17 protein-coding genes are annotated in these 20,451 nt (G+C 43.6%); 12 read left to right on the plus strand and 5 right to left on the minus strand.

Annotation, left to right across the window (positions count from 1 at the left end; genetic code table 11):
- Window positions 1–252: 252 nt before the first annotated feature.
- The gene (locus tag L4D78_RS22865) at window positions 253–1,023 is read right to left on the minus strand and encodes an AraC family transcriptional regulator (RefSeq protein WP_428469063.1); all 771 of its coding nucleotides are present in this window, start codon (window positions 1,021–1,023) and stop codon (window positions 253–255) included.
- Window positions 1,024–1,116: 93 nt separating this feature from the next.
- On the opposite strand from L4D78_RS22865, the gene L4D78_RS22870 reads away from it, so the two are divergent.
- Window positions 1,117–2,307: an MFS transporter gene (locus L4D78_RS22870; protein WP_428469064.1), complete on the plus strand. Its 1,191-nt coding sequence runs from the start codon at window positions 1,117–1,119 to the stop codon at window positions 2,305–2,307.
- Window positions 2,308–2,454: 147 nt separating this feature from the next.
- A complete protein-coding gene (locus L4D78_RS22875; protein WP_428469065.1) occupies window positions 2,455–3,564 on the plus strand; it encodes an FAD-dependent monooxygenase in 1,110 nt (369 codons plus the stop codon).
- A gap of 45 nt (window positions 3,565–3,609) precedes the next feature.
- On the opposite strand, the gene L4D78_RS22880 is transcribed toward L4D78_RS22875, so the two are convergent.
- Both L4D78_RS22880 and L4D78_RS22885 read right to left on the minus strand, forming a co-directional pair.
- Window positions 3,610–4,365, minus strand: a complete 756-nt coding sequence (locus tag L4D78_RS22880; RefSeq protein WP_428469066.1) for a metallophosphoesterase family protein — start codon at window positions 4,363–4,365, stop codon at window positions 3,610–3,612.
- Window positions 4,366–4,436: 71 nt separating this feature from the next.
- Complete coding sequence (locus L4D78_RS22885) at window positions 4,437–5,174, minus strand: GNAT family N-acetyltransferase (protein ID WP_428469067.1); 738 nt, start codon at window positions 5,172–5,174, stop codon at window positions 4,437–4,439.
- Window positions 5,175–5,278: 104 nt separating this feature from the next.
- On the opposite strand from L4D78_RS22885, the gene pdxR reads away from it, so the two are divergent.
- Together pdxR and L4D78_RS22895 are read left to right on the plus strand one after the other, a co-directional pair.
- On the plus strand, window positions 5,279–6,700 hold the full coding sequence (gene pdxR / locus L4D78_RS22890; protein ID WP_428469068.1) for a MocR-like pyridoxine biosynthesis transcription factor PdxR: 1,422 nt from the start codon (window positions 5,279–5,281) through the stop codon (window positions 6,698–6,700).
- A 124-nt stretch (window positions 6,701–6,824) separates the two neighbouring features.
- Window positions 6,825–8,384, plus strand: coding sequence for an EAL domain-containing protein (locus L4D78_RS22895; protein WP_428469069.1), 1,560 nt, complete (start codon window positions 6,825–6,827; stop codon window positions 8,382–8,384).
- Between the two features lie 43 nt (window positions 8,385–8,427).
- Here L4D78_RS22895 and L4D78_RS22900 read toward each other — a convergent pair whose 3' ends face one another.
- Window positions 8,428–9,312, minus strand: a complete 885-nt coding sequence (locus L4D78_RS22900) for a LysR family transcriptional regulator (protein ID WP_428469070.1) — start codon at window positions 9,310–9,312, stop codon at window positions 8,428–8,430.
- Between the two features lie 82 nt (window positions 9,313–9,394).
- Window positions 9,395–10,837, minus strand: coding sequence for a sugar porter family MFS transporter (locus tag L4D78_RS22905; RefSeq protein WP_428469071.1), 1,443 nt, complete (start codon window positions 10,835–10,837; stop codon window positions 9,395–9,397).
- 575 nt (window positions 10,838–11,412) lie between these two features.
- Between L4D78_RS22905 and iolE the strand changes: the two genes are divergently transcribed.
- The 8 genes from iolE to L4D78_RS22945 form a co-directional block, all read left to right on the plus strand.
- Window positions 11,413–12,306 carry a myo-inosose-2 dehydratase gene (iolE, locus tag L4D78_RS22910; protein ID WP_428469072.1) on the plus strand — a complete coding sequence of 298 codons (894 nt, stop codon included), beginning with the start codon at window positions 11,413–11,415 and terminating at the stop codon, window positions 12,304–12,306.
- 128 nt (window positions 12,307–12,434) lie between these two features.
- Window positions 12,435–14,306, plus strand: coding sequence for a 3D-(3,5/4)-trihydroxycyclohexane-1,2-dione acylhydrolase (decyclizing) (gene iolD, locus L4D78_RS22915; protein WP_428469073.1), 1,872 nt, complete (start codon window positions 12,435–12,437; stop codon window positions 14,304–14,306).
- Window positions 14,307–14,420: 114 nt separating this feature from the next.
- Window positions 14,421–15,596 (plus strand): Gfo/Idh/MocA family protein, encoded by a 1,176-nt coding sequence (locus L4D78_RS22920; RefSeq protein ID WP_428469074.1) that lies wholly within the window; start codon window positions 14,421–14,423, stop codon window positions 15,594–15,596.
- A gap of 11 nt (window positions 15,597–15,607) precedes the next feature.
- Entirely contained in the window at window positions 15,608–16,603 is a 996-nt protein-coding gene (gene iolC / locus L4D78_RS22925; RefSeq protein WP_428469075.1) for a 5-dehydro-2-deoxygluconokinase, read from the plus strand.
- 199 nt (window positions 16,604–16,802) lie between these two features.
- A complete protein-coding gene (locus tag L4D78_RS22930; RefSeq protein WP_428469076.1) occupies window positions 16,803–17,672 on the plus strand; it encodes a 5-deoxy-glucuronate isomerase in 870 nt (289 codons plus the stop codon).
- Window positions 17,673–17,689: 17 nt separating this feature from the next.
- Window positions 17,690–18,517, plus strand: a complete 828-nt coding sequence (locus L4D78_RS22935; RefSeq protein ID WP_428469077.1) for a class II fructose-bisphosphate aldolase — start codon at window positions 17,690–17,692, stop codon at window positions 18,515–18,517.
- A gap of 77 nt (window positions 18,518–18,594) precedes the next feature.
- Window positions 18,595–19,428 carry a MurR/RpiR family transcriptional regulator gene (locus L4D78_RS22940; RefSeq protein WP_428469078.1) on the plus strand — a complete coding sequence of 278 codons (834 nt, stop codon included), beginning with the start codon at window positions 18,595–18,597 and terminating at the stop codon, window positions 19,426–19,428.
- 181 nt (window positions 19,429–19,609) lie between these two features.
- The coding region (locus L4D78_RS22945) for a DMT family transporter (protein WP_428469079.1) at window positions 19,610–20,451 on the plus strand (842 nt) is incomplete at its 3' end.

Genomic DNA, 20,451 nt, shown 5'->3' on the forward strand with positions numbered 1-20,451 from the left:
AGAGTTAGGTTTTGTAAAAATCACTCTTAATGTGTTTCCATTTTATGCTTAATAGGTGGAGTTCAGCTTCTAGAGGTTACCACGGAGCATGGTTAGCTAATCTTGGTTTAGATTTTCTTATTGAGTAAATGAAACAAACAATAATAAGTTATTAACAGGTTGCATTATAATGGAAGGTGATGAACATCCTGATTACCATTAAATTTCAGCTAACTTTTCACGTTTGGGGGTGGGATTTGGCATGAGAATGACTTACTTTTGACTGAAAAAGTTGCCAGGCGTAACCCCAAAACTCCTTTTGAATAATCGGCTAAATGCACTTTGGCTTGAAAAACCTGCTTCCATAGCGACTATGGTTACAGACTTTCCTTTAGCTAGTTGTTTTAAGGCTTCAAACAGTCTTACTTGTTGGCGATAGTCAATAAAAGACATGCCTAACTCTTTGCGAAATAAACGGCTTAATGTGCGGCTGCTGGTATTGATGCGTGCTGCCCATTCGTTAAGAGAGTCGTGATTAGAAGGGGCTGCGATTAAAGCTTCACAAATGGTTACTAACCTTGTGTCTGTGGCAACAGGCAAGTAGAAGGTTATTTGATGGGCTGAACGCAGTTGATCAAGAACAACTTTGATTAGCCTTGCTACTTCGTGCTTATCTGCGGTTTCCAGATCTATGGTTGCTAGATGCAGGAGTAATTCTCGCATCAACGGGGTTACATTCAATACACAGCTTTGCTTTGGTAGCTCTTTGTCGTTGCCATATTCAGCTTGTACATAGAAATTACGCATTTCAGCATGTCCGTGCATTGATACTTTATGCAATGTACCTGCTGGTATCCATACGGCTCTTTGAGATGGAATAACCCAAAGGTTCTCATGGGTTTCCACGATCATGACGCCACTGCAGGCAAAAACTAATTGGGAAAAGTTATGATGATGCCAGTCAATAATGTGGCCGTCTGGATAAGACTTAGGGATAACAATGGCCGCATGTGGTATTCCAGTATTCAAAATAGCGTTACTCATAATGTCTCATTTGGGCAATAAGTTGGCTTAATGAAGTCTATGAGACAAATGCTGGCGCTGTAAACTGTTTTCATCATGGAATAAACGGGAACAATGATGAATATACAGCGACGACATTTTCAGATTATGAACTTAGGGCATGCACTTAATCATTTCTTTATCTTAATTTTCCCAGCAGTGGTGCTGGGGTTGCAAGAGCAATGGGACATTGGCTACGCAGAGTTATTGAAGTTAGGTATGTTTGGTGTACTCGCGTATGGCCTAGGGGCATTGCCTTCAGGCTGGTTGGGTGATCGTTGGAGCAAAAAAGCAATGATGCACATCTTCTTCTACGGTATGGGGTTGGCTGGTATTTTTACCGCTTTTGCTCAAACACCGACACAACTTGCGTTAGGGGTTACTGCAATTGGGCTCTTTGCTTCGATATACCATCCCGTAGGGCTAGCCATTATTTACAGTACAGCAAATAAAACTGGGCGGGCTATTGCTATAAATGGTCTTGCTGGAAATATTGGTTTAGCCTGTGCTGCCGTTGTAACATCTTATCTCTCTCAAATGTTTGGTTGGCAGGTGGCTTTTTTAATCCCCGGTATTTTTTGTTTACTCGTTGGTGTCGCTTATAGCTTTACGGTAAAAGCCATTGCGTATCCCCAGCAGCCGAAACACAACTCAAAGGCTCAAACAGGGGATATAAAAGCCAGTTTAATTAAGCTCTTTGTCTCGATTGCCGTTATTGCGACGTTTGGTGGGTTAGTTTTTCAAAGTATCACTACGGTATTGCCCAAAATTTTGCAAAGCACGTTCGACACCTCGCTATCTGCGATTGGCCTACTGGCAACGGGTATTTTTCTCGTAGCGGCTGTTTCACAGCTCATTATCGGAGAGTTGTTAGATCGGCTTTCAGCACGATCTTTACTATTGGTTTCTGTTGCAGCTCAAACAGTTTTTCTTCTGTTGTCTTCTGTCGCTTCGGGCTGGGGGCTAGTTTTATGCTTAACAGGTTTAGTCTTTAGTATGTACGCTCAAATTCCAATCAACGATTGGTTAATAGGTAAGTATGCGGCTAATCAGTGGCGCTCGAGAATGTATGCGCTTAAGTATATGCTCAGTTTCAGCACGGGCCCTGCAGCGTATGGGCTTATCGCGACTATTTATGGAACGACAGGCGCCTTTACTCATTTGTACTGGTTGTTGGCAACGCTGATGGGAGGCGCGGTGTTAGCGGCTTGGGGAATGCCTGCGAAGAGTACTGCTGGAAGAATACAGATTATAGCTAAAACCTAGTCATGTGAAAGTGCAAGCGTTAGTCGATGAATTTTATAGAGAATTATTTCAAATATAATACTGACCGAAAAGTTAGACATTACTGTATTAAATTGCACGACTTATTGCTACCTTATCGCAAAATACTAATAACATATGGTGAAGGTAATGGATAAACAGTCTCTAAATGTGGCAATTGTTGGGGCAGGGCTAAATGGGTTAGCGCTAGCATTGTCGCTGAGGATGTTTGGTATTGAAGCGACAGTTTATGAAAAGTCAGATAAACCGCGCATTGATGGCACCGGTATTATTATGTGGCCTGAGGGGATGCAGGTGCTTGCTGCATTAACCGATGCAGCAAAAGTAAAAGCCTTGGGTAATACGGTCGATGTACTCACCACTGCAACAGCTTCATCTGAGATAATAAACTGGCTTTCTATGCGTGAAGCGGGCAGCAAGGTAAATGCAGAAGTTGGTTTGTTCCACCGCAGTGATCTGTATCAGCTCTTGCTAGATACTTATGGTCAGGAAAATATTCGAACAGGTCAGCGATGTAGTGTTGAGAATGATACCGTAATGGTGAATGGCGAGCCGTTAATTGCCGATGTAATTGTCGGTGCTGATGGTATTTTCTCTAAAGTTCGTCAATTTGTCGCCCCTGACATCTCTGTTCGCAATCCTAGCGTCTATTGTTGCCGCGGTATTGTAAACTTTGATACTGACGAGCTCAGTGATGATGAATGTTATGTGTTCGCTGGTATGCACTCACGTATTGTTACCTACACTTACGATCGTGAAACTCATGCTAAATATTGGTTTGCTGCTTGTGCTGTTGAGCAAGGTGAAACCTTAGATAAAGCAACGATCCTCGAACAGTTTAGCGGCTACTCACCGTACTTATTGGAAATGATTAAGCAAACACCGGAAGAGCAAATTATGCCATCACCACTTGCTGATGTGGCACCTTTTGATAACTGGTCTCGTGATAATGCGGTGTTATTGGGTGATTCGTGTTGTGCGGTTTTACCGACGATGGGGATTGGTTTTAGCTTGGGTATTGAGAACGCATTTATTCTTGCTCAGAGCTTAGCTTCGAACTTTTATGATGTGCCTGCTGCATTTCAGCGCTACCAATTACGTGCCCAGCAACGCTCACACGATTTGCAAAATATCACTCACCGCTTAAGTGAACTGACGTATACCGAAGCTTTTAATCCAGTTGAGGTCGCAGGGCTCTATCAAGAGTTTACTGAAGTGAATAGCCGATCGCCGTTTTAATGAAAAAACAACTCATTCTAGGTTGAGGATGAGTTGTTTTTCTTCTCACTGCTGTAACCCACATCCGTGTATATACTGTGTACCTGCAAATGAGATGCTGATCTGGCTGTTAGTCACTTCGACATTGTATATTGTCATCCCTGCCATATTTGTTCTTTGTGGTGTACTCGAATCATGCTCAAATCCGTAAGATGATGAAATACCAACAAATTGTTGGATGTTACCTTGTTGTATTTCAAAGTAATGATGAGCATGGCCACTGATGATCATTTGCTTGGTTTTAAAAGCATGAATAAGCTGGTTTTGGTTTTCAATACCAATTTGTTTAAACCATTGGTTGCTGACATCCAGAATAGGGTGATGGCAAACAATGACGGCCTGCTTTTTTCTTATCGTTTTCTTCAACGCTGCCATTTCTTTTCTTGCGACTCTTCCAGCCCCCAGAGCAAGCTCGGTACCTAGAGGCTTTTTACTTGTATCAAGGAAATGAAAAGGGATCCCATTAATATTCGCTGTTTGCTTTATTTGGATTTTACTGTCTTTAAAGCACGCTTTCATACAGTTCAAGTCATCATGATTACCAGCTAATGCAAAGCAATGGGAGATATTGGCTCTTTTTTCAATACTCGATTTAAGCCGATTATAGGCAGCAGGTACTGCATCATTTGCTAAGTCTCCAGTAAGTAGAAGAATGCTCTCTTCCGGGTCTTGGTCAACAATATTTAACAGTTTCTCCAAGTTAGCGTCATGCTCTCCGGCTGTCTTAGTCAAGTGAGTATCTGTGATCTGAAAAACTTTCACTATATGTCCCTAAAATTGCAATTTTATTAGGCTGTTACGGCAAGACTGTATGTTAAATGAAAGCAACAGCGTTAGGCAATACCGTTTGAACAAGGCGAAATATGAGGGATGAAATCACCTAAGCGCTGTTTTTGTATTCCATTACAATCGAAATTCGAAGGTGATAACCAAGCTTGATGCGCTTGGGATAGCTGAGGCCATTCACTATCAATTATTGAGTACCATGTGGTGTCTCGGTTTCGTCCGTTATACACAATAGCTTGTCGGAATAGCCCTTCATACTTAAACCCCAAGCGCTCAGCAGCACGGCGTGACGGTTCATTAAGCGAGTCACACTTCCATTCGCAACGTCGGTAGCCTAACTTTTCGAAAGCATGCTTTATTAATAAGTGCAGTGCTTCTGTTGATAATGGTGTTTGCTTTAGTTGCGGAGAGAATACTAAGTTACCCACTTCTATCACCCCATTTTTAGGATCGATACGCATGTATGAAACAAGGCCGACAGCCCGCTGGGTAGTGGGATTAATAATGGCAAAGAAGAGTGGGTCTGCCTTGTTCTCGATATCATTTAACCATTGCTTGAAGTCAGCTTTATTGCCAAACGGCCCCATGAATAAATAGGTCCAAGTACGGTTTTCACTATCGAGTGAGAATGCGTCATAAAGGTCATCGCCATGCAGCTGACAGTTAAGGGGGGCTAATTGGCAATAATTGCCATTTAGAGTCATTGGGGATGTTTGCTGTGCACCGCTCCAATCCGGTAGGGCTTGGCCGATAGGTTGATTTAGGCGGTTCAATCGCGTGGTCATTTCATTTTCCTTTATTGAATAGTTTACTTACCTTACGTGTATCTTGTACTTATTTTGGATTGTTGTTAACGTCCAATAAATGTATTTTTAACCAGTCCAATATTATGCGACCCCAACAAAACTGTAGTATTTCTTTTGCTTTAGATAAATCGTCGTCGTTGCCATTATTTGAGCAAATTTGCCGTTATGTTCGTCAACAAGTGCACGGTGTTAAGTGGGGGCGAGGGCAAAAACTACCAGCAACAAGAACGCTTGCTGCAGAGTTAGGGGTCTCCCGCTCAACGGTAGTGATGGCTTATGAACAACTGGTTGCCGAGGGATATATAGAAGGAATCAAAGGATCGGGTTATCGAGTTAATTATACCGAAGATGCGGCAGCACAACCGAATGGATCGTTACGACACATAATTCCGGGTAAGAAAGCATTATCACCTACCGCTGGTGAACAGCGACAAAAGTTGCTACAGCCCGGTGTTGCTGATATGCGATTGTTCCCTTACAAACTGTGGGCTAAAACGGTAGCTAAGGTTTGTCGTCATTACCCCGAAGCTTTGTTGCTTTGCGATGACCCCAATGGGAATGCAGAGCTAAGGGGGGCGATTTGCGATCACCTTCATCAATGGCGGGGGATGAATACAGAGCCTGAGCAGGTGGTGGTGACATCGGGTTCAACGGATGCACTGGAACGGTGTATTAATGCTCTGACTGCAAAAGGAGTCACCATTGGCTTGGAAAATCCGGGGTACTTACCCACACGGCAATTTATTCAGCAACAAGGCTATACTGTTGCTGATTTAGACATTGATGATAAAGGGGCAATGTTACCGAATTGCAATCCTCAGCTAATACTTGTTACTCCGTCATATCAATATCCATTGGGTGGGGCGATGGCTGCAGACAGACGACAGCAATTGCTTCAATGGGCGAGTAAAACAGAGTGTTGGATCGTTGAAGATGATTACGACAGTGAGTTTCGTTACTTTGGCTCCCCAATTCCGGCCTTAGCGAGCTTGGACCTACAACAACGAACCTTATACGTGGGGAGTTTCAGTAAGCTGTTTTCGAGCCAATTTCGCCTTGGGTACGTCGTGATTCCCAAGTCACTTGTGCCTGTATTTCAAGCTTTGAATAAACCGTTATTATCTAGAGCGCCCATTATGCCTCAGCAGCCATTGGCTGATTTTATGAATAATGGTGATTTTTATCGATACTTACGGCGGGTGAGGCGAATATATGCAAAGCGTCGGCGACATCTAATGAAATTGCTTGATGAGCACTTGTCGTGGGGTGGTTATATCAAAGATCATCAAGCTGGCATGCAACTGACATTTCACTTCTCCATTGATAAAAGTGATAAGCAGATAGAACGTCGAGCACTGCAGTGTGGACTAGGCGTTTCCGCATTATCCCCTTTCTATGCAGACCAACGGCAGTCGCAACAGGGACTATTACTTGGCTTTTGTGGGTTTACTGAAGATGAAATTACGCAGGGGGTGCTGATTCTGGCTCAGTTGATGGCTGAATAGCTTTTTTGTTGCGGTCTTTGTTAATTTACACTGTACGACAGGTTTATTGATATAAAGCATGTGAATGATACGGCCTATTGCAGTATTATGCTGCGCTTTACATGCTAGCGGCGCAATTAGAATAATGAAAAAAGCACCCACCTGCCTTAAGAAATACCAGCTATTGTTCATTTTATGGGTGCTTGCGTCTCTTATCCTTTTACCTTTTTCTGCTTTTGTATTGATTAATGGGTGGGAGGATCATAAAAACACTTTGGTCGAGCAGCTAGACAGGTTGACTGATGGTTTTAATAATGACATTTCTGCCAGTATAGTTGAGCTTGAGGATTTGTTTCCCGAAGATATAAGTTGCAACGATGGCTTAATTCATAATATGAAAAAGCTTGATTATCATGCCAAATACTTAACGACTATTGCTTATACACGAAATGGCAATATTGTCTGTACATCTGATAGTGGTCTGTTAGCAGAACCAGTCCCTATACTTTATCCTGATTGGGTGACGGCTGAAGGAGTCAGTGTGATTTTAGCACAGCCTATCCCGTTATTTGATGGCAAAGAAACAGGGATCGCAGTACTGGAGGGGGATTTTCTAGCTTTTCTTGATTACCAGCAAGTACAGAGTCGCTCAACAATTTTGTGGTTGAAATATATTAGCTTCGGGATTGTTGATGGGAAGGTATCTTATAGTTACGGTAGTAATAATTTCTCACCTGAACAATTTGTCGAATTGACCTCTGGACAACAATGGTACGAAGACGGCCATTGGCTCTATAGTGAGTGCCGTGGAAGTTCAGAATGTAAAGTCATCGGTGTTGACCTTATTGCCTATTTTAAAAGTGAACCTGCCGCTGTTATTTTCTTGGTGTTCTTTTTTATCTTAGTGTATGGGTTGGTTACGTTATTAGGTGGGCGTCTTTATACCTCAATGTATAGCCTACCACGCCAGATATACCATGGTATTAATGAACAACAGCTACACCTCAAGTATCAGCCGATTGTTGAGTTAACATCCAATACGATTATTGGCTCAGAAGTACTATGTCGTTGGAAAGCCATTGATAATCAGTGGATACCGACTGAAAAATTCATTCAATATATTGAAAGTAATCGGCAGACTCGAGAGCTCACCGAGGCAGTTATTAGAAAGTGCGTGGCTGAATTAAAACAGGAAAACTTACTTGGGCGGTGCCGTATATCGATAAATGCTTTTCCTGATGACATTGCCTCAAATCATATTCTCCAGGTATTTAATCGGTTATTGCCCCTTAAATATTACTCTATGTTTACTATTGAGATAACGGAACAAAAAATTCATGATCTACCTGCTTTGTGCAAAGGTGTTCGCCATTTGCGCACTGTTGGTTTTAGCGTTGTTATTGACGACTTCGGTACGGGTTTTTCGAATTTTGAGGGACTGAGGGAATTACAAATAGATGGCCTGAAAATTGACAAAAGCTTTATTTGGGAAGCAGAAAGGGAGTCAATAAGGCAGAAGTTGGTCGAGAATATTGTCAGTATTGCCAAACTATTAGAATTAAAAATTGTTGCCGAAGGCGTTGAAACAGAAGAGCAACTTACTTACTTATCAAGTTTACAGGTAGATTATAGCCAGGGCTATCTTCATAGCAGCCCTGTCAACATGGAAAGATTTAAGCGTCTGCTGTTATCTAAAAAAGCGTAAGTGTTGTTTGCACTAAATGTTAACCCTGATTAACGGCCATTGACTATTTCTGAAGTAAAAAAGCCTTAAAGTGGCTAGCAACAGCAGAAGCTTTTGCTGGCGGGTGATAATACAGGTTCAAGCTCCAAATGCTGGTTTCATAATCGCTTAGCAATGAAATCAGCTTTCCGGATGATAAATCTTTTTCAACAATAAATGCTGGTAGGTAGGCAATACCTGCGCCATTTATGGCACTTTGTAATAGTAAGTCGCTGTCATTCACTTCCAGCGATTTAGGTACCTTGACCATTTGAGTCTCGCCTTGTTTTTTGAAAATCCAATCGTTACTACCCGTTAGGGTTGTCGCAAATAAACATTGATGTTGTGCAAGCTCACTGGGTTGTGACAAAACAGGTTTGCGCGCAAGATAAGACGGTGAAGCAACAATTGAAAATGGACTTTGCATCAGTTCCCGACGGACAAGATGTAGATCTTTCTCTCGATACCCTTGATAACAAGCATTGGCGCTAATGACTAAATCGGCATCGCTGGCATGATCAAGCGCCCAAGGCGTGACATTAACATTGAATGTTACTTCTGGGTGGTCAATAAGGTAGCGGCTAATCTTTTCCATCAAATAGTTATTGGCATAGACAGGCGTACAAGCGATATTGATGTGACCTTTATCGTGATCTTGATAGTCTTGCATGGTTCGACACAGCTGCTCTGCGTTATCCACTAAAGGGGAGAACTCATCAACCAGCTTTTGCCCCGCAGGTGTCGCCGTTAACAAGCGATTAGTACGACGGCATAAGGTAATGCCAAAACTTTGTTCAAGATCTTGCAGCCAACGGCTACCTGCGGATACCGAAATATTGAATTTACGAGCCGCTGCAGAAATAGATCCAGTGCGGATGACATAAACAAAGAAGGCCATTTTATCTAGCATTGCGTCTCTCTTTTAACATGCCGTTTAATGCGAAAAGCAGGCTACCCAAGGGAAGCCTGCCATTGTTTAGCAAAACGTTAAATTAAGCAGTTGCCTCTGCTGTTTTTGCAGGGGCTTTCTTACCCAACTTTTCTGCCATTACACTTTCCATATCCTCAAGGCTAACACCTTTCGTTTCAGGAACAAATTTCACTACAACAACCATACAGATTAGAGATAGTGCAGCGAATACCCAGAAACTGAATGCACCGTTGAAGTGCTCGTTCAGGAACGCATTGTCGTTCAGCATAGGGAAACTTTGCGTTACGATGAAACCAGTGAACCATTGTGCACCAACCGCGATAGCCATCGCACGAGAGCGGATGCTGTTCGGGAAGATTTCAGAAATCATGGTCCAACATGCACAGCCCCATGAGGTTGCGTATGCAACAACATATAAACACAAGGCGAATAGTGCGGCATAACCTTCAGTGCCAGTGTAAAGCACATAGCCGACGATAGTCATACCTAATGCACAGCCCAAGGTACCGTATTTCATTAATGGTAAACGGCCGACTTTATCAATCAGGTACATACCTAGTGCATTACCGAGAATAAAGACAACACCCACGAACGTGGTCTGGAACAAGGCGTTTTCAGTACCTCCTGCAATTGGTTTTAGAATTTCAGGGGTGTAGTACATAATAACGTTGATACCGGTTAACTGCTGTGCAGCAGCAACGAATGTACCAATGATTAAGATAGAGAACAGTAGCGGAGAGCGTAGGCTAACTTTCTTTTTGTTGGGTGAGTTTGAATCAACCAAAGATGCTTGGATTTCACCGATTAGGCGTTCAGCGTGAGCAGGGTTAGAGATACGTGATAGGGTCTCTTTTGCTTTATCCACTTGCCCTTTTAGCACTAACCAGCGTGGTGATTCAGGAATAAGGAAAAGTAACCCAGCAAAGAGTAGAGCAGGGATCACTTCTGAACCAAGCATCCAACGCCAGCCCATATCAACTAACCATGCTTCTGACATGCCTTTTGCGATTAAGTAGTTCACATAGAAGACACCAGTCTGACCGATAACAGCAGATTGCTGGAACATACTAACCGCACGCCCACGGAAGTCTTTAGGGGCAACTTCAGACATGTACATAGGTGAAACAACACACGCTAAACCAACTGCAATGCCACCGATGATACGAAATGCGACATAAATGGTGAAGGTATCAGCAACGGCAGAGCCGATGGCGGAAATCATAAAGAGAATAGCGGCGATGAAAAGGGTTTTTCTACGTCCATATTTTAATGCTGACCAACCTGCGCTGACTGCACCAATAATACTACCTAATACAACACTGGATACAGCCCAGCCAGTTTGTGCAGATGTTAGACCAAAATGTTCTCTTATTGGCCCGATAGCCCCTGATATTACCGCGGTGTCGTAGCCTAATAAAATCCCCCCCAGGGCGGCGATACAACAGATTCGTACTATATAGGCAATATTATGTTTATGGGACTCAGCCCCAATTGTGGGTGACATGTTCTACTCCTTGTTGAGATTCCCTTCTCATACTCAACCATCGAATAAGTTTGAGTTGGGTAGTCGTCCGATACTTTTATTACTGTAGGGTATGTTTGTATCGGTTATTGGTTCCGCCATTTATATTTAGAAGTTATATTTTGCTATCTGGAAATTTTTTTCCATTTGGCGGTGATTCAAATCATATGCTTTCAATCCGCATCCGGCTACAGGTGAAAGAGTGTTTTCATCAAAAGTGTTAGCTGGCTCAAATTGCGAAAAATATTTATCAATCCAAGTTTTTAGTTTAACCTGTTGTTTTTGTTGTTATTTTTCTGCGTGTGATCTTGCTCATAAAATCGTCGCAGGCCGCATGTTTACTGGGTTTTTTCAATGTTGATAATTATTTTTGAAAATCATTTTCACGCTCGAAAAATATTTTTCATTTGTGTTTTTTTGGGTATAGTAATTCCAACGAAGCAAATGGTGAAGATTGAAACGTTCTTTATCCGGTTGTGGAAAAGACATAATCCAAAGAACAATAAAGCTATCTCATCAAATTAATTATTTAATGAAGAAATTGTTGGAGAACAAACATGAGCAATGTGCAATATGGAATCAGCCCACTGACTTGGACTAATGATGATATGCCTGAACTTGGCGGTGATATCCCATTGGAAACATGTTTGAGCGAGATGGCAGAGTCTGGCTTTACAGGGACAGAGTTAGGTACTAAATACCCACGTGAGCCAGAAGTGTTAATTCCTCTTCTAGAAAAGCACGGTTTGGTATTGGCTTCGGGCTGGTACAGCGGCAACCTAATGACGCTAACCGCTGAAGAAGAAATTGCAGCAATGCAAGTGCACATCAAATTACTTAAAGCTGCAGGCTGTGGCGCAATGGTATTTGGCGAAGTAAGCAACACGGTTCATGGTGATATCAATAAGCCGTTATCACAGCGCGTAATCCTAACAATGGATGAGTGGAAAGTTTACTGTGAAAAACTAACGACAGTGGCTGACTACCTACTTAATGAGCATGGCATCAAGCTGTCTTTCCACCACCATGTGGGCACAATCTGTGAAACAGAAGACGACATCAACCTAATGATGGAGCTAACTGGCGACTCTGTTCACCTAACACTGGATACAGGTCACATCACATACGGCGGTGGTAACCCGGTAACAATGATCAAGCGTTGGGGTCACCGTATTGGCCACATGCACTTTAAAGATCTTCGCTTAGATGTCATGAAGGCAGCACGTGATGCAGACAAATCATTCCTTAATGCAGTTCTTGATGGTGTATTTACCGTTCCTGGTACTGGCGATGTGGATTATGACGACGTATTCGCTGCACTAAAAGAGCGTGAATATAAAGGTTGGTTACTGGTTGAAGCTGAGCAAGACCCAGCAAAAGCTAACCCACTTCAGTACGCTAAAACTGCTTACGAAAACATCACTGGCTACGCAACTAAATACGGCTTGTAAGTTTAAAAGCGAATTAAGGGGGCGAGGCTAGATGCCCCCTTAAAACACACTGATTGCAATAGAAATGAAAAAAATACGCAGTCAGATTAAGGACACTATTTTTCGGATAACGAAAAACGAGGAAGAAGATGAATACTGTACGCCTGACTGTTGCTGAAGCACTTGCTAAGTACCTTGCAGCACAAATGATTGAGATTGATGGAAAGAAAGAACAACTTTTCGGTGCTGCTTTCGCCATCTTTGGTCACGGTAATGTTACTTGTTTTGGCCAGCAACTAAAAAATATCGAAGATAAAATACCGACATGGCGTGGTCAGAATGAGCAGTCAATGGCAACAGCAGCCATTACTTACGCCAAGGCTAACCAACGTCGTCGTATTGGTATTGCAACCAGCTCAATTGGCCCTGGTGCAACCAATATGGTCACGGCTGCGGGTATTGCACACACAAACCGTCTACCTCTATTACTTATCTCTGGCGATGCGTATGTTAGTCGCCTACCAGACCCTGTATTGCAACAGCCGGAAAACTTTGAAGATCCGTCTGTTACGTCAAATGATGCGTTCAAGCCGCTGACTCGTTACTGGGATCGCATTTTGTCTGCTCCACAGCTGATGCACACCTTGCCACAAGCGCTTGATACCATGCTAGACCCTGCAACGTGTGGCCCTGCATTCCTAGGCTTACCACAAGACATACAAGGTGTGGCATACGATTTCCCTGAAGTCTTCTTTGCTGAAAAAGTACACCGCATTCGCCGCCCAGAGCCAGAAATGATTGTTCTGGAAGAAGCGAAAGAAATTCTACTGCAAGCGAAGAAACCGCTGATTATTTCTGGTGGTGGTGTGCATTACTCACTGGCAACCGATGAATTGGCCGAGTTTGCAGGTAAGCACAATATCCCTGTGGTAGAGACCATTGCAGGCCGCGCCACTATGCTTCAGGACAATCCTCTGAACGCTGGCCCAATCGGTGTAACTGGTTCAGATTCAGCCAACCATATGGCTAATGATGCAGATGTGGTACTTGCTATCGGTACCCGCCTACAAGATTTCACAACAGGCTCTTGGACGGTATTCAAAAACCCAGACATGAAACTGGTCAGTATTAACGTTGCTAAGTTTGATGCAATTAAACATATGTCTTACCCAGTATTGGGTGATGCGAAATCGTCAATGACCAAGTTATCTGCATTGTTAGGTGATTGGCGTTCGGGCGATGAATGGTCTGATAAGGCAAAAACAGAAGCTGATGAGTGGAAAGCATTAGTACAGCGTCGCACACACCCGAAAGAAGGTGATTTGCTTCCGGGTACATCTTCTTATGCAGAGGTGATCGGCAAACTGAATGTATCGATGGAAAAAGGCGATACGATTCTGACGGCCGCGGGTGGTCTACCAGCCGAGCTGTCAATGAACTGGCAGAACTACCAAATTGGTAAGTTTGATATCGACTTTGGTTACTCATGCATGGGTTATGAAATTGCAGGTGGCTGGGGCGCGAAAATCGCGAATCCTGACAACGATGTTGTCGTACTCGTTGGTGATGGTTCATATCTAATCCAGAACTCTGACATTTACTCTTCAGTGTTAACTGGGCACAAGATGATTGTGGTTGTGTGTGACAACGGCGGTTTCGCGGTTATCAACAAGCTACAGAACAACACAGGTAATGAGTCATTCAATAACCTGCTTGAAGACTGTCGTCGTCCTGATGGTGAGCTAGCACGTGTGGACTTCGCTAAGCATGCAGAAGCGCAAGGCGCTATCAGTGAAAAGCTGACCTCGGTGGATGAATTTGATGCTGCCTTTGCCCGTGCTAAAGAAGCTGACCGCACTTACGTGATAGTGGTGGATATCGACCCAGTATCACCAGCGGCATGGTCTAAGTGTGACTGTTGGTGGGAAGTCGGTTTGCCTGAAGTGACGCGCAACGATGAAACGGCGCAAAAAGTCTCTGACTGGGAAGAAGGCCGTTCAGCACAGCGTCGCGGTGTATAAGCGCTAACGAATTTAGTTAAAAGTTATTATTTTTCATTTTTCCAATATCTATATGCAGGTATCACAGATAAGTATCACTTAACGTGGTCGTGATACCTGCCAAGGAGCAAAGCTATGTTTAATGAAGAAACGCATTTTGAACAACCAATCCGCTGGGCAATGGTCGGTGGTGGCCGTGGTAGCCAAATTGGTTATTCGCACCGTAATGCAGCACAACGTGATGGTTTGTTCAAATTAGTCGCGGGTGCATTCGATTTAAATGCTGATCGTTGTCGCGATTTTGGTATCAACCTTGGCCTCGACGGCGATCGTTGTTATGCCAACTACAAAGAGATGTTTGAGCAAGAAGCACAACGTGAAGACGGCATTCAAGCAGTTTCCATTGCAACACCAAACTCTACCCACTATGAAATTTGTAAAGCCGCGCTAGAAGCAAGCCTACATGTCGTGTGTGAAAAGCCGATTACCTTCACCACGGAAGAAGCGGAAGAATTAAAAGAAATCGCAGCGAAAAACAACCGTGTTATCGGTGTGATGTATGGCTATAGCGGCTTCCCAATGGTGCAGCAAGCACGTGAAATGGTGAAACGTGGCGACCTTGGTGAAATCCGTGTTATCAACATGCAGTTCGCGCATGGCTTCCATAACGAAGAGTACGAGTTAAACGATCCAGGTCTGAAGTGGCGTGTAAGCCCAGAAGTATCTGGTCCAACATATGTATTGGGTGACATTGGTACTCACGCGTTCTACCTGTGTGAAGTGATGACAGACCTTGAAGTTGACCGCTTATCTTGTATGCGTCAGAGCTTCATTAAGTCTCGTACGCCATTAGAAGATAATGCCCATGTAATGATGGAATTCAAAGGCGGTGCTGTTGGTACGCTTTGGGCTTCAGCGGTGAACTCTGGCGCGATGCACCAGCAGAAAATCCGTATTGTTGGCTCAAAAGCGTCTATCGAATGGTGGGATGAGCAACCGAACCAACTTCGCTATGAAATACAAGGCGAGCCAGCTCGAGTACTAGAGCGTGGCATGGGCTACCTACACCAAGACGCACCGGGTGTTGCAGCGAACCGTGTTGGTGGTGGTCACGCAGAAGGCTACTTTGAGTCTTGGGCAAACCTTTACCACCGTTTCGCCATGGCATTTGATGCGGCAAACCGCGATGACCAAGAAGCATTGGCAGGTATCTGGTTCCCAGGTATTGATGCGGGTATTGAAGGCGTACGCCTGTGTGAGAAGTGCGTAGAGTCAGCAGACCAAAACGCCGCTTGGGTTGAATACAAGTAAAGGATAACACCATGACAAAGATTGCACTTCAGCAAGACCGTCCTTTGGATGCCATCGTATTAGGCCGCGCAGGCGTTGATTTATACGCTCGTGAATCCAACACGGACATGGCAGATATTTCAGGGTTTAACAAGTTCGTTGGTGGCTCTGCAGCTAACATCGCTGTCGCTGTCAGCAAGCTCGGTGGCAATGTCGGATTCATCGGCTGTGTTGCTGATGATGCATTCGGCGGCTACGTAAAACAGTACATGTCAGGCCAAGGTATCAACCTTGACGGCATGATGACAGACGATTCAGGCTCACGAACGTCTGTCGCTTTTACTGAAATGAAGCCAAGTGATTGCACTGTACTGATTTACCGTAATAAGGCGTCAGATTTAACGATTAAACCAGAGCAAGTTGATCCTGCTTACATCGCAAGTTCAAAAGTACTGGTTGTCACAGGTACGGCGCTGTCTGAAAGCCCGAGCCGCGAAGCAACACTGATTGCGATGGAGCATGCGCGCCGTAGTAATACCGTTGTGGTGCTGGATGTGGATTACCGCCCGTACTCCTGGCGCACCGATGTTGATGCGTCCATTTATTACGGTATTGCCGCGGGTCTGTCAGACATCGTTATCGGTAACCGTGAAGAGTTCGACATGATGGAAACCGTGTTAGCACCGGGTAATACCGATGATGATGCGACAGCCGAACGCTTCCTTCGTGCGAACACGCAAGTGGTGGTGATTAAAGCGGGTGAGTTCGGTTCGAAAGTGTATTTCAACGATGGTTATAAGTTCCAACAAGGTATTTTCCGTGTTGAGGTGCAAAAACCATTCGGTTCTGGTGACTCATTTGCAGGCGGTCTTATTTGGACGCTGGTTAATGGTGGAGAGCTTGAAGATGGCGTGAAGCATGGCTCCGCGGCTGCAGCAATAAATGTAAGTGGTAATAGCTGTACGGAAGCTATGCCAACCAAAGAGCAACTGTTTGATTTTATTGAGACTAGAGAACAGGGCCTTTAAAACTCGTCTTCGGACGGTGTGACAAAAGGTCATTACGGTCAGCCGGGTCAGCATTCATAGCCTAGACACGTTTAGAAGTGATATGCAAACCATCGAGGCCCGGCTTTTTTATTGAAAAATCAAGATATTAAATCTAAATATTATAACGCTGTGCTTAACGACAAACGTATTATAAACAGGGCAGTGAGGAGAGAGAACTATGGGTAAGCATATCCCACCATTTGATAATAAGAACCAGCCAATCGTTGATGTAAATGATGAAGTCACTCCACTGTGTTACTTCAATCAGGTTTGCCTAAAGCAGGGTGAATCACACACGCACAGTGTAGAAGGCTACGAGTCTGTGATTGTACTAGCTGGTGGTACGTGTTCTATCACGGTTACCAATGGCGAAAAGACCGAAGTATTCGACAATATCGGTAAGCGTAAATCGGTATGGGAAGGTGACCCTGAGTCGGTTTATGTTCCACTTGGCTATACCGCTGAAATTGAATGTGTCAGCGACAATGCTGATGTGATGATTGCTGGTGGTAAATTTGAAGAATCACTGGAACCGTTTTGCAGCCGTCAAGAAGATGTTGAGTTTGTTCAATACGGATCAGATGACACCAAAACACACCGTAAAATTAAACATGTATTAGGCCAATCTAATGCAGACAAGCGTGGCCGCTTATTGGTGAGTGAGTTATTTACGGTTGGTGCTGGTGGCTGGTCTGGCTTCCCGCCACATAAGCATGATGAAGATCGTGTTAAAGAAGACGGTAGCAAAGAAACCTTGTACGAAGAAGTGTATCAGTTCCGTTTTAACCCAGACTTTGGCTTCGGTGCACAATTTCTGTACGAGCATGAAGATGATTTCGGTCCTGTTTACCATGTACGCACGGGTTCAGTTATCGCGATTGATAAGGGTTACCACCCAAGCGTTGCTGCGCCAGGTTACGAAATGTATTACTTCACGATCATCGTGGGCAAAACATCAAAATCACTGGTTCAACACTTCGACCCACACCATGAGTATCAAGTGGAAACCATTCCTGGCATCAAGGATATGATTGCCAAATTTAAATAATAAGGAGAGCGAAGACTATGCTCGTTAATTTAAATGATTTATTGCCACAAGCAGCAGCTTCAAACTACTCAGTTCCTTGTTTTAATGTCTTTGGCTTTGAAGATGCCCGCGCTGTAGTTGAAGCGGCAGAAGAAGTAAATAAGCCTGTCATTCTAGCTTGCAATAAAGATGTGGTTGATTTCTACGGTGTTGAAACTGCTGCGGCAATGTTTCTGAATCTTGCTCATAACAGTAGTGTGCCAGTGTGCTTACACCTCGACCATACTTATGAAGAAGATATTGTATTTCGCGCGCTAAAAGCGGGTTTCAGTTCAGTGATGTTTGATGGTTCGCAATTACCGCTTGAAGAGAACATCGCAAGAACGCGTAAAGTGGCCGATGTTGCTCACGCACTTGGTGCTTCAGTGGAAGGTGAAATTGGTTCAGTGCCTTATGAAGAAGGTCGAGACCATATCAAGACAATTGATACAAGCCCTGCAGATGCTGCTCGTTTTGCTCAAGAGAGTGGTGCCGATTGTGTTGCTATTTCGGTAGGTAATGTACACCGCCTTACCGAGCCGACGTGTATCATTGATTTTGGTTTGCTCGATCAAATTGCGAATGAGGTGTCGATTCCATTGGTTATCCACGGTGCAAGTGGTATTCGTGATGAAGACATGCATAAGTTGAAGCAGAGCCGTGTATCAAAATTCAACATCGGTACATGTTTACGACAAGCATTAGGTCATAATTTGCGTGACTTTATGAACGATGAGCCACAGAAGTTTGATCGTATCTACTTCATGCAAAAAGCAATGCCTTATGTGAAAGAAGAAGCGATCCGTAACTTTAAGTTATTGTCGTAAAAAACATACCTCAGTCAAGTTAAGGCTGGGGTATAATATATTGTTATTATTGCATTATCATGGGAGGGCGGTTAAGTATGGACGTTGTAGAACACGTACCCGTCGATTTAGACACATTACGAGAGTTAATTGTTAAACGCTATGATAGTTTAAGTCAGCGTTTGCAGCAGGTCGCTGATTTTGTCATGGCTCAGCCTATGCTCGTTGCTGTCGAAACCATGGCAACGATTGCTGAACAAGCAAATGTGCCACTTTCCACATTAAGCCGTTTCTCCAATGCAATGGGCTTTGATGGATTTAGTTCAATGCAGGCACTGTTCCGTGATCAGTATTTGAACCGTCCTCGTGATTACAAAGAGCGTGTACGTAAAGCCCGTGAGACAGAAGAGTTTCAACCTGAATCACCAACGGCTATTTTTCAAGATTTTGGCACCGCAAATGTTGAAGCAATAGAGCAGCTTCAGATGACGGTTTCACCGCAGAAACTTGATCGCGCTGTATCGTTACTTGATGGCGCAGAAACGATATACATTCAAGGCATGCGACGTGCTTACCCTGTTGCGTTTTATCTGTGGTATGCCTTAATGAAGTCAGACAATAACGTCATTTTACTTGATGATCATGGTGGCATGCTGACCCCAATGACACGTCGCATGAATAAGAATGATGTACTGTTGACCGTTACATTTACTCCTTATGCGCCAGAAACCAGTGAATTGATTAACAGCGCGCATGAGAAAGGTGTACCTGTTGTTGCTATTACAGATAATCAGATGACCACGAACGGTAGTAAAATGGACGTTTGCTTTGAGGTTATCGAAGGTGAAGTAATGGGCTTCCGATCGCTCAGTAGCTCCATGTATCTCGCTCAAACTTTAGCGGTTAGTTTAATGTGTCGAGAAGCTGTATAACGTAAAGCGTTTTATCAAAAAAACTGGCTAAGGCCAGTTTTTTTATATCTGTATTATTATAAATATTCCTACAGTTTGTCACTTTATGACCTTTTTTAACCATTCTATTTATAAGTAAGATATAATGGCTTAATAAACAATTGTCATACAATAAATATTCCTGCTTTTTAATAGGACAAATATGAAACTTGAACGCCGGGCCGATTTAATTTTGGTTGTAACCACCATGCTTGCAGCGGCAGGTTGGATATTTTCAAAAGAAACGATTCAAGGTTTACCGCCGTTTGGTTTTATCGGGTTGCGATTTGTCTTAGCGTCGTTACTGTTACTCCCTTTTTGTATTCGTTCATTTAAACAAGTTACCAAAAGTGACCTCATCAAAGCGATGGGCGTAGGCTGTCTACTTTCTGCTGCATTATTGCTATGGATATATGCAATATCTATGAGCGAGACGCTAGGCGAGGGGGCTTTTATCATGAGCCTCTCTATGCTGTTTGTTCCCCTTGTTGCTTGGCCTTTATTTAAACTGCGGCCACCGCGTATATTCTGGTTATCTCTACCTATCGCTATTGTTGGCTTGATGATGCTTTCGTTTGGTGGAGGCGGGGGGTGGCAACAGTCGACAAGCCAAATATGGTTTGTGCTTTGTGCGGTGATGTTAGCGATTCATTTTAACTTTAACAGCAAATATGCTCGTCGCATTCCAACCTTATTACTGACTTGTTTGCAGCTATTCGTCACAGGGTGTATGGGGCTGATTGTTTCTGCAATCTTTGAAACTCAGCCGGAAGTAATAGCAAGCAGTATTTGGGGATGGTTTTTCCTTAGTGTGGTTGTTGCAACCAGCATTCGATATGTAATGCAAACCGCAGGGCAAAAAAATACTACGGCTGCGAATGCTGCCATCATTATGATCCTTGAGCCGGTATGGACAGTTATTCTGAGTGTGCTTTGGTATAGTGAATCGATGCCTGCTCATAAAGTGGCGGGGTGTTTATTAATATTACTATCACTGTTTATATA

The sequence above is a fragment of the Photobacterium minamisatsumaniensis genome (assembly GCF_050336695.1).
GTDB lineage: Bacteria > Pseudomonadota > Gammaproteobacteria > Enterobacterales > Vibrionaceae > Photobacterium > Photobacterium minamisatsumaniensis.

Bases quoted from the DNA above. Each gene is read 5' to 3' on its own strand.
- pdxR (WP_428469068.1), top strand. From the start codon at position 5,279: ATGCGACCCCAACAAAACTGTAGTATTTCTTTTGCTTTAGATAAATCG.
- L4D78_RS22905 (WP_428469071.1), bottom strand. From the start codon at position 10,837: ATGTCACCCACAATTGGGGCTGAGTCCCATAAACATAATATTGCCTAT.
- iolE (WP_428469072.1), top strand. From the start codon at position 11,413: ATGAGCAATGTGCAATATGGAATCAGCCCACTGACTTGGACTAATGAT.
- iolD (WP_428469073.1), top strand. From the start codon at position 12,435: ATGAATACTGTACGCCTGACTGTTGCTGAAGCACTTGCTAAGTACCTT.
- L4D78_RS22930 (WP_428469076.1), top strand. From the start codon at position 16,803: ATGGGTAAGCATATCCCACCATTTGATAATAAGAACCAGCCAATCGTT.
- iolC (WP_428469075.1), top strand. From the start codon at position 15,608: ATGACAAAGATTGCACTTCAGCAAGACCGTCCTTTGGATGCCATCGTA.
- L4D78_RS22920 (WP_428469074.1), top strand. From the start codon at position 14,421: ATGTTTAATGAAGAAACGCATTTTGAACAACCAATCCGCTGGGCAATG.
- L4D78_RS22895 (WP_428469069.1), top strand. From the start codon at position 6,825: ATGAAAAAAGCACCCACCTGCCTTAAGAAATACCAGCTATTGTTCATT.
- L4D78_RS22935 (WP_428469077.1), top strand. From the start codon at position 17,690: ATGCTCGTTAATTTAAATGATTTATTGCCACAAGCAGCAGCTTCAAAC.
- L4D78_RS22885 (WP_428469067.1), bottom strand. From the start codon at position 5,174: ATGACCACGCGATTGAACCGCCTAAATCAACCTATCGGCCAAGCCCTA.
- L4D78_RS22900 (WP_428469070.1), bottom strand. From the start codon at position 9,312: ATGCTAGATAAAATGGCCTTCTTTGTTTATGTCATCCGCACTGGATCT.
- L4D78_RS22865 (WP_428469063.1), bottom strand. From the start codon at position 1,023: ATGAGTAACGCTATTTTGAATACTGGAATACCACATGCGGCCATTGTT.
- L4D78_RS22875 (WP_428469065.1), top strand. From the start codon at position 2,455: ATGGATAAACAGTCTCTAAATGTGGCAATTGTTGGGGCAGGGCTAAAT.
- L4D78_RS22870 (WP_428469064.1), top strand. From the start codon at position 1,117: ATGATGAATATACAGCGACGACATTTTCAGATTATGAACTTAGGGCAT.
- L4D78_RS22940 (WP_428469078.1), top strand. From the start codon at position 18,595: ATGGACGTTGTAGAACACGTACCCGTCGATTTAGACACATTACGAGAG.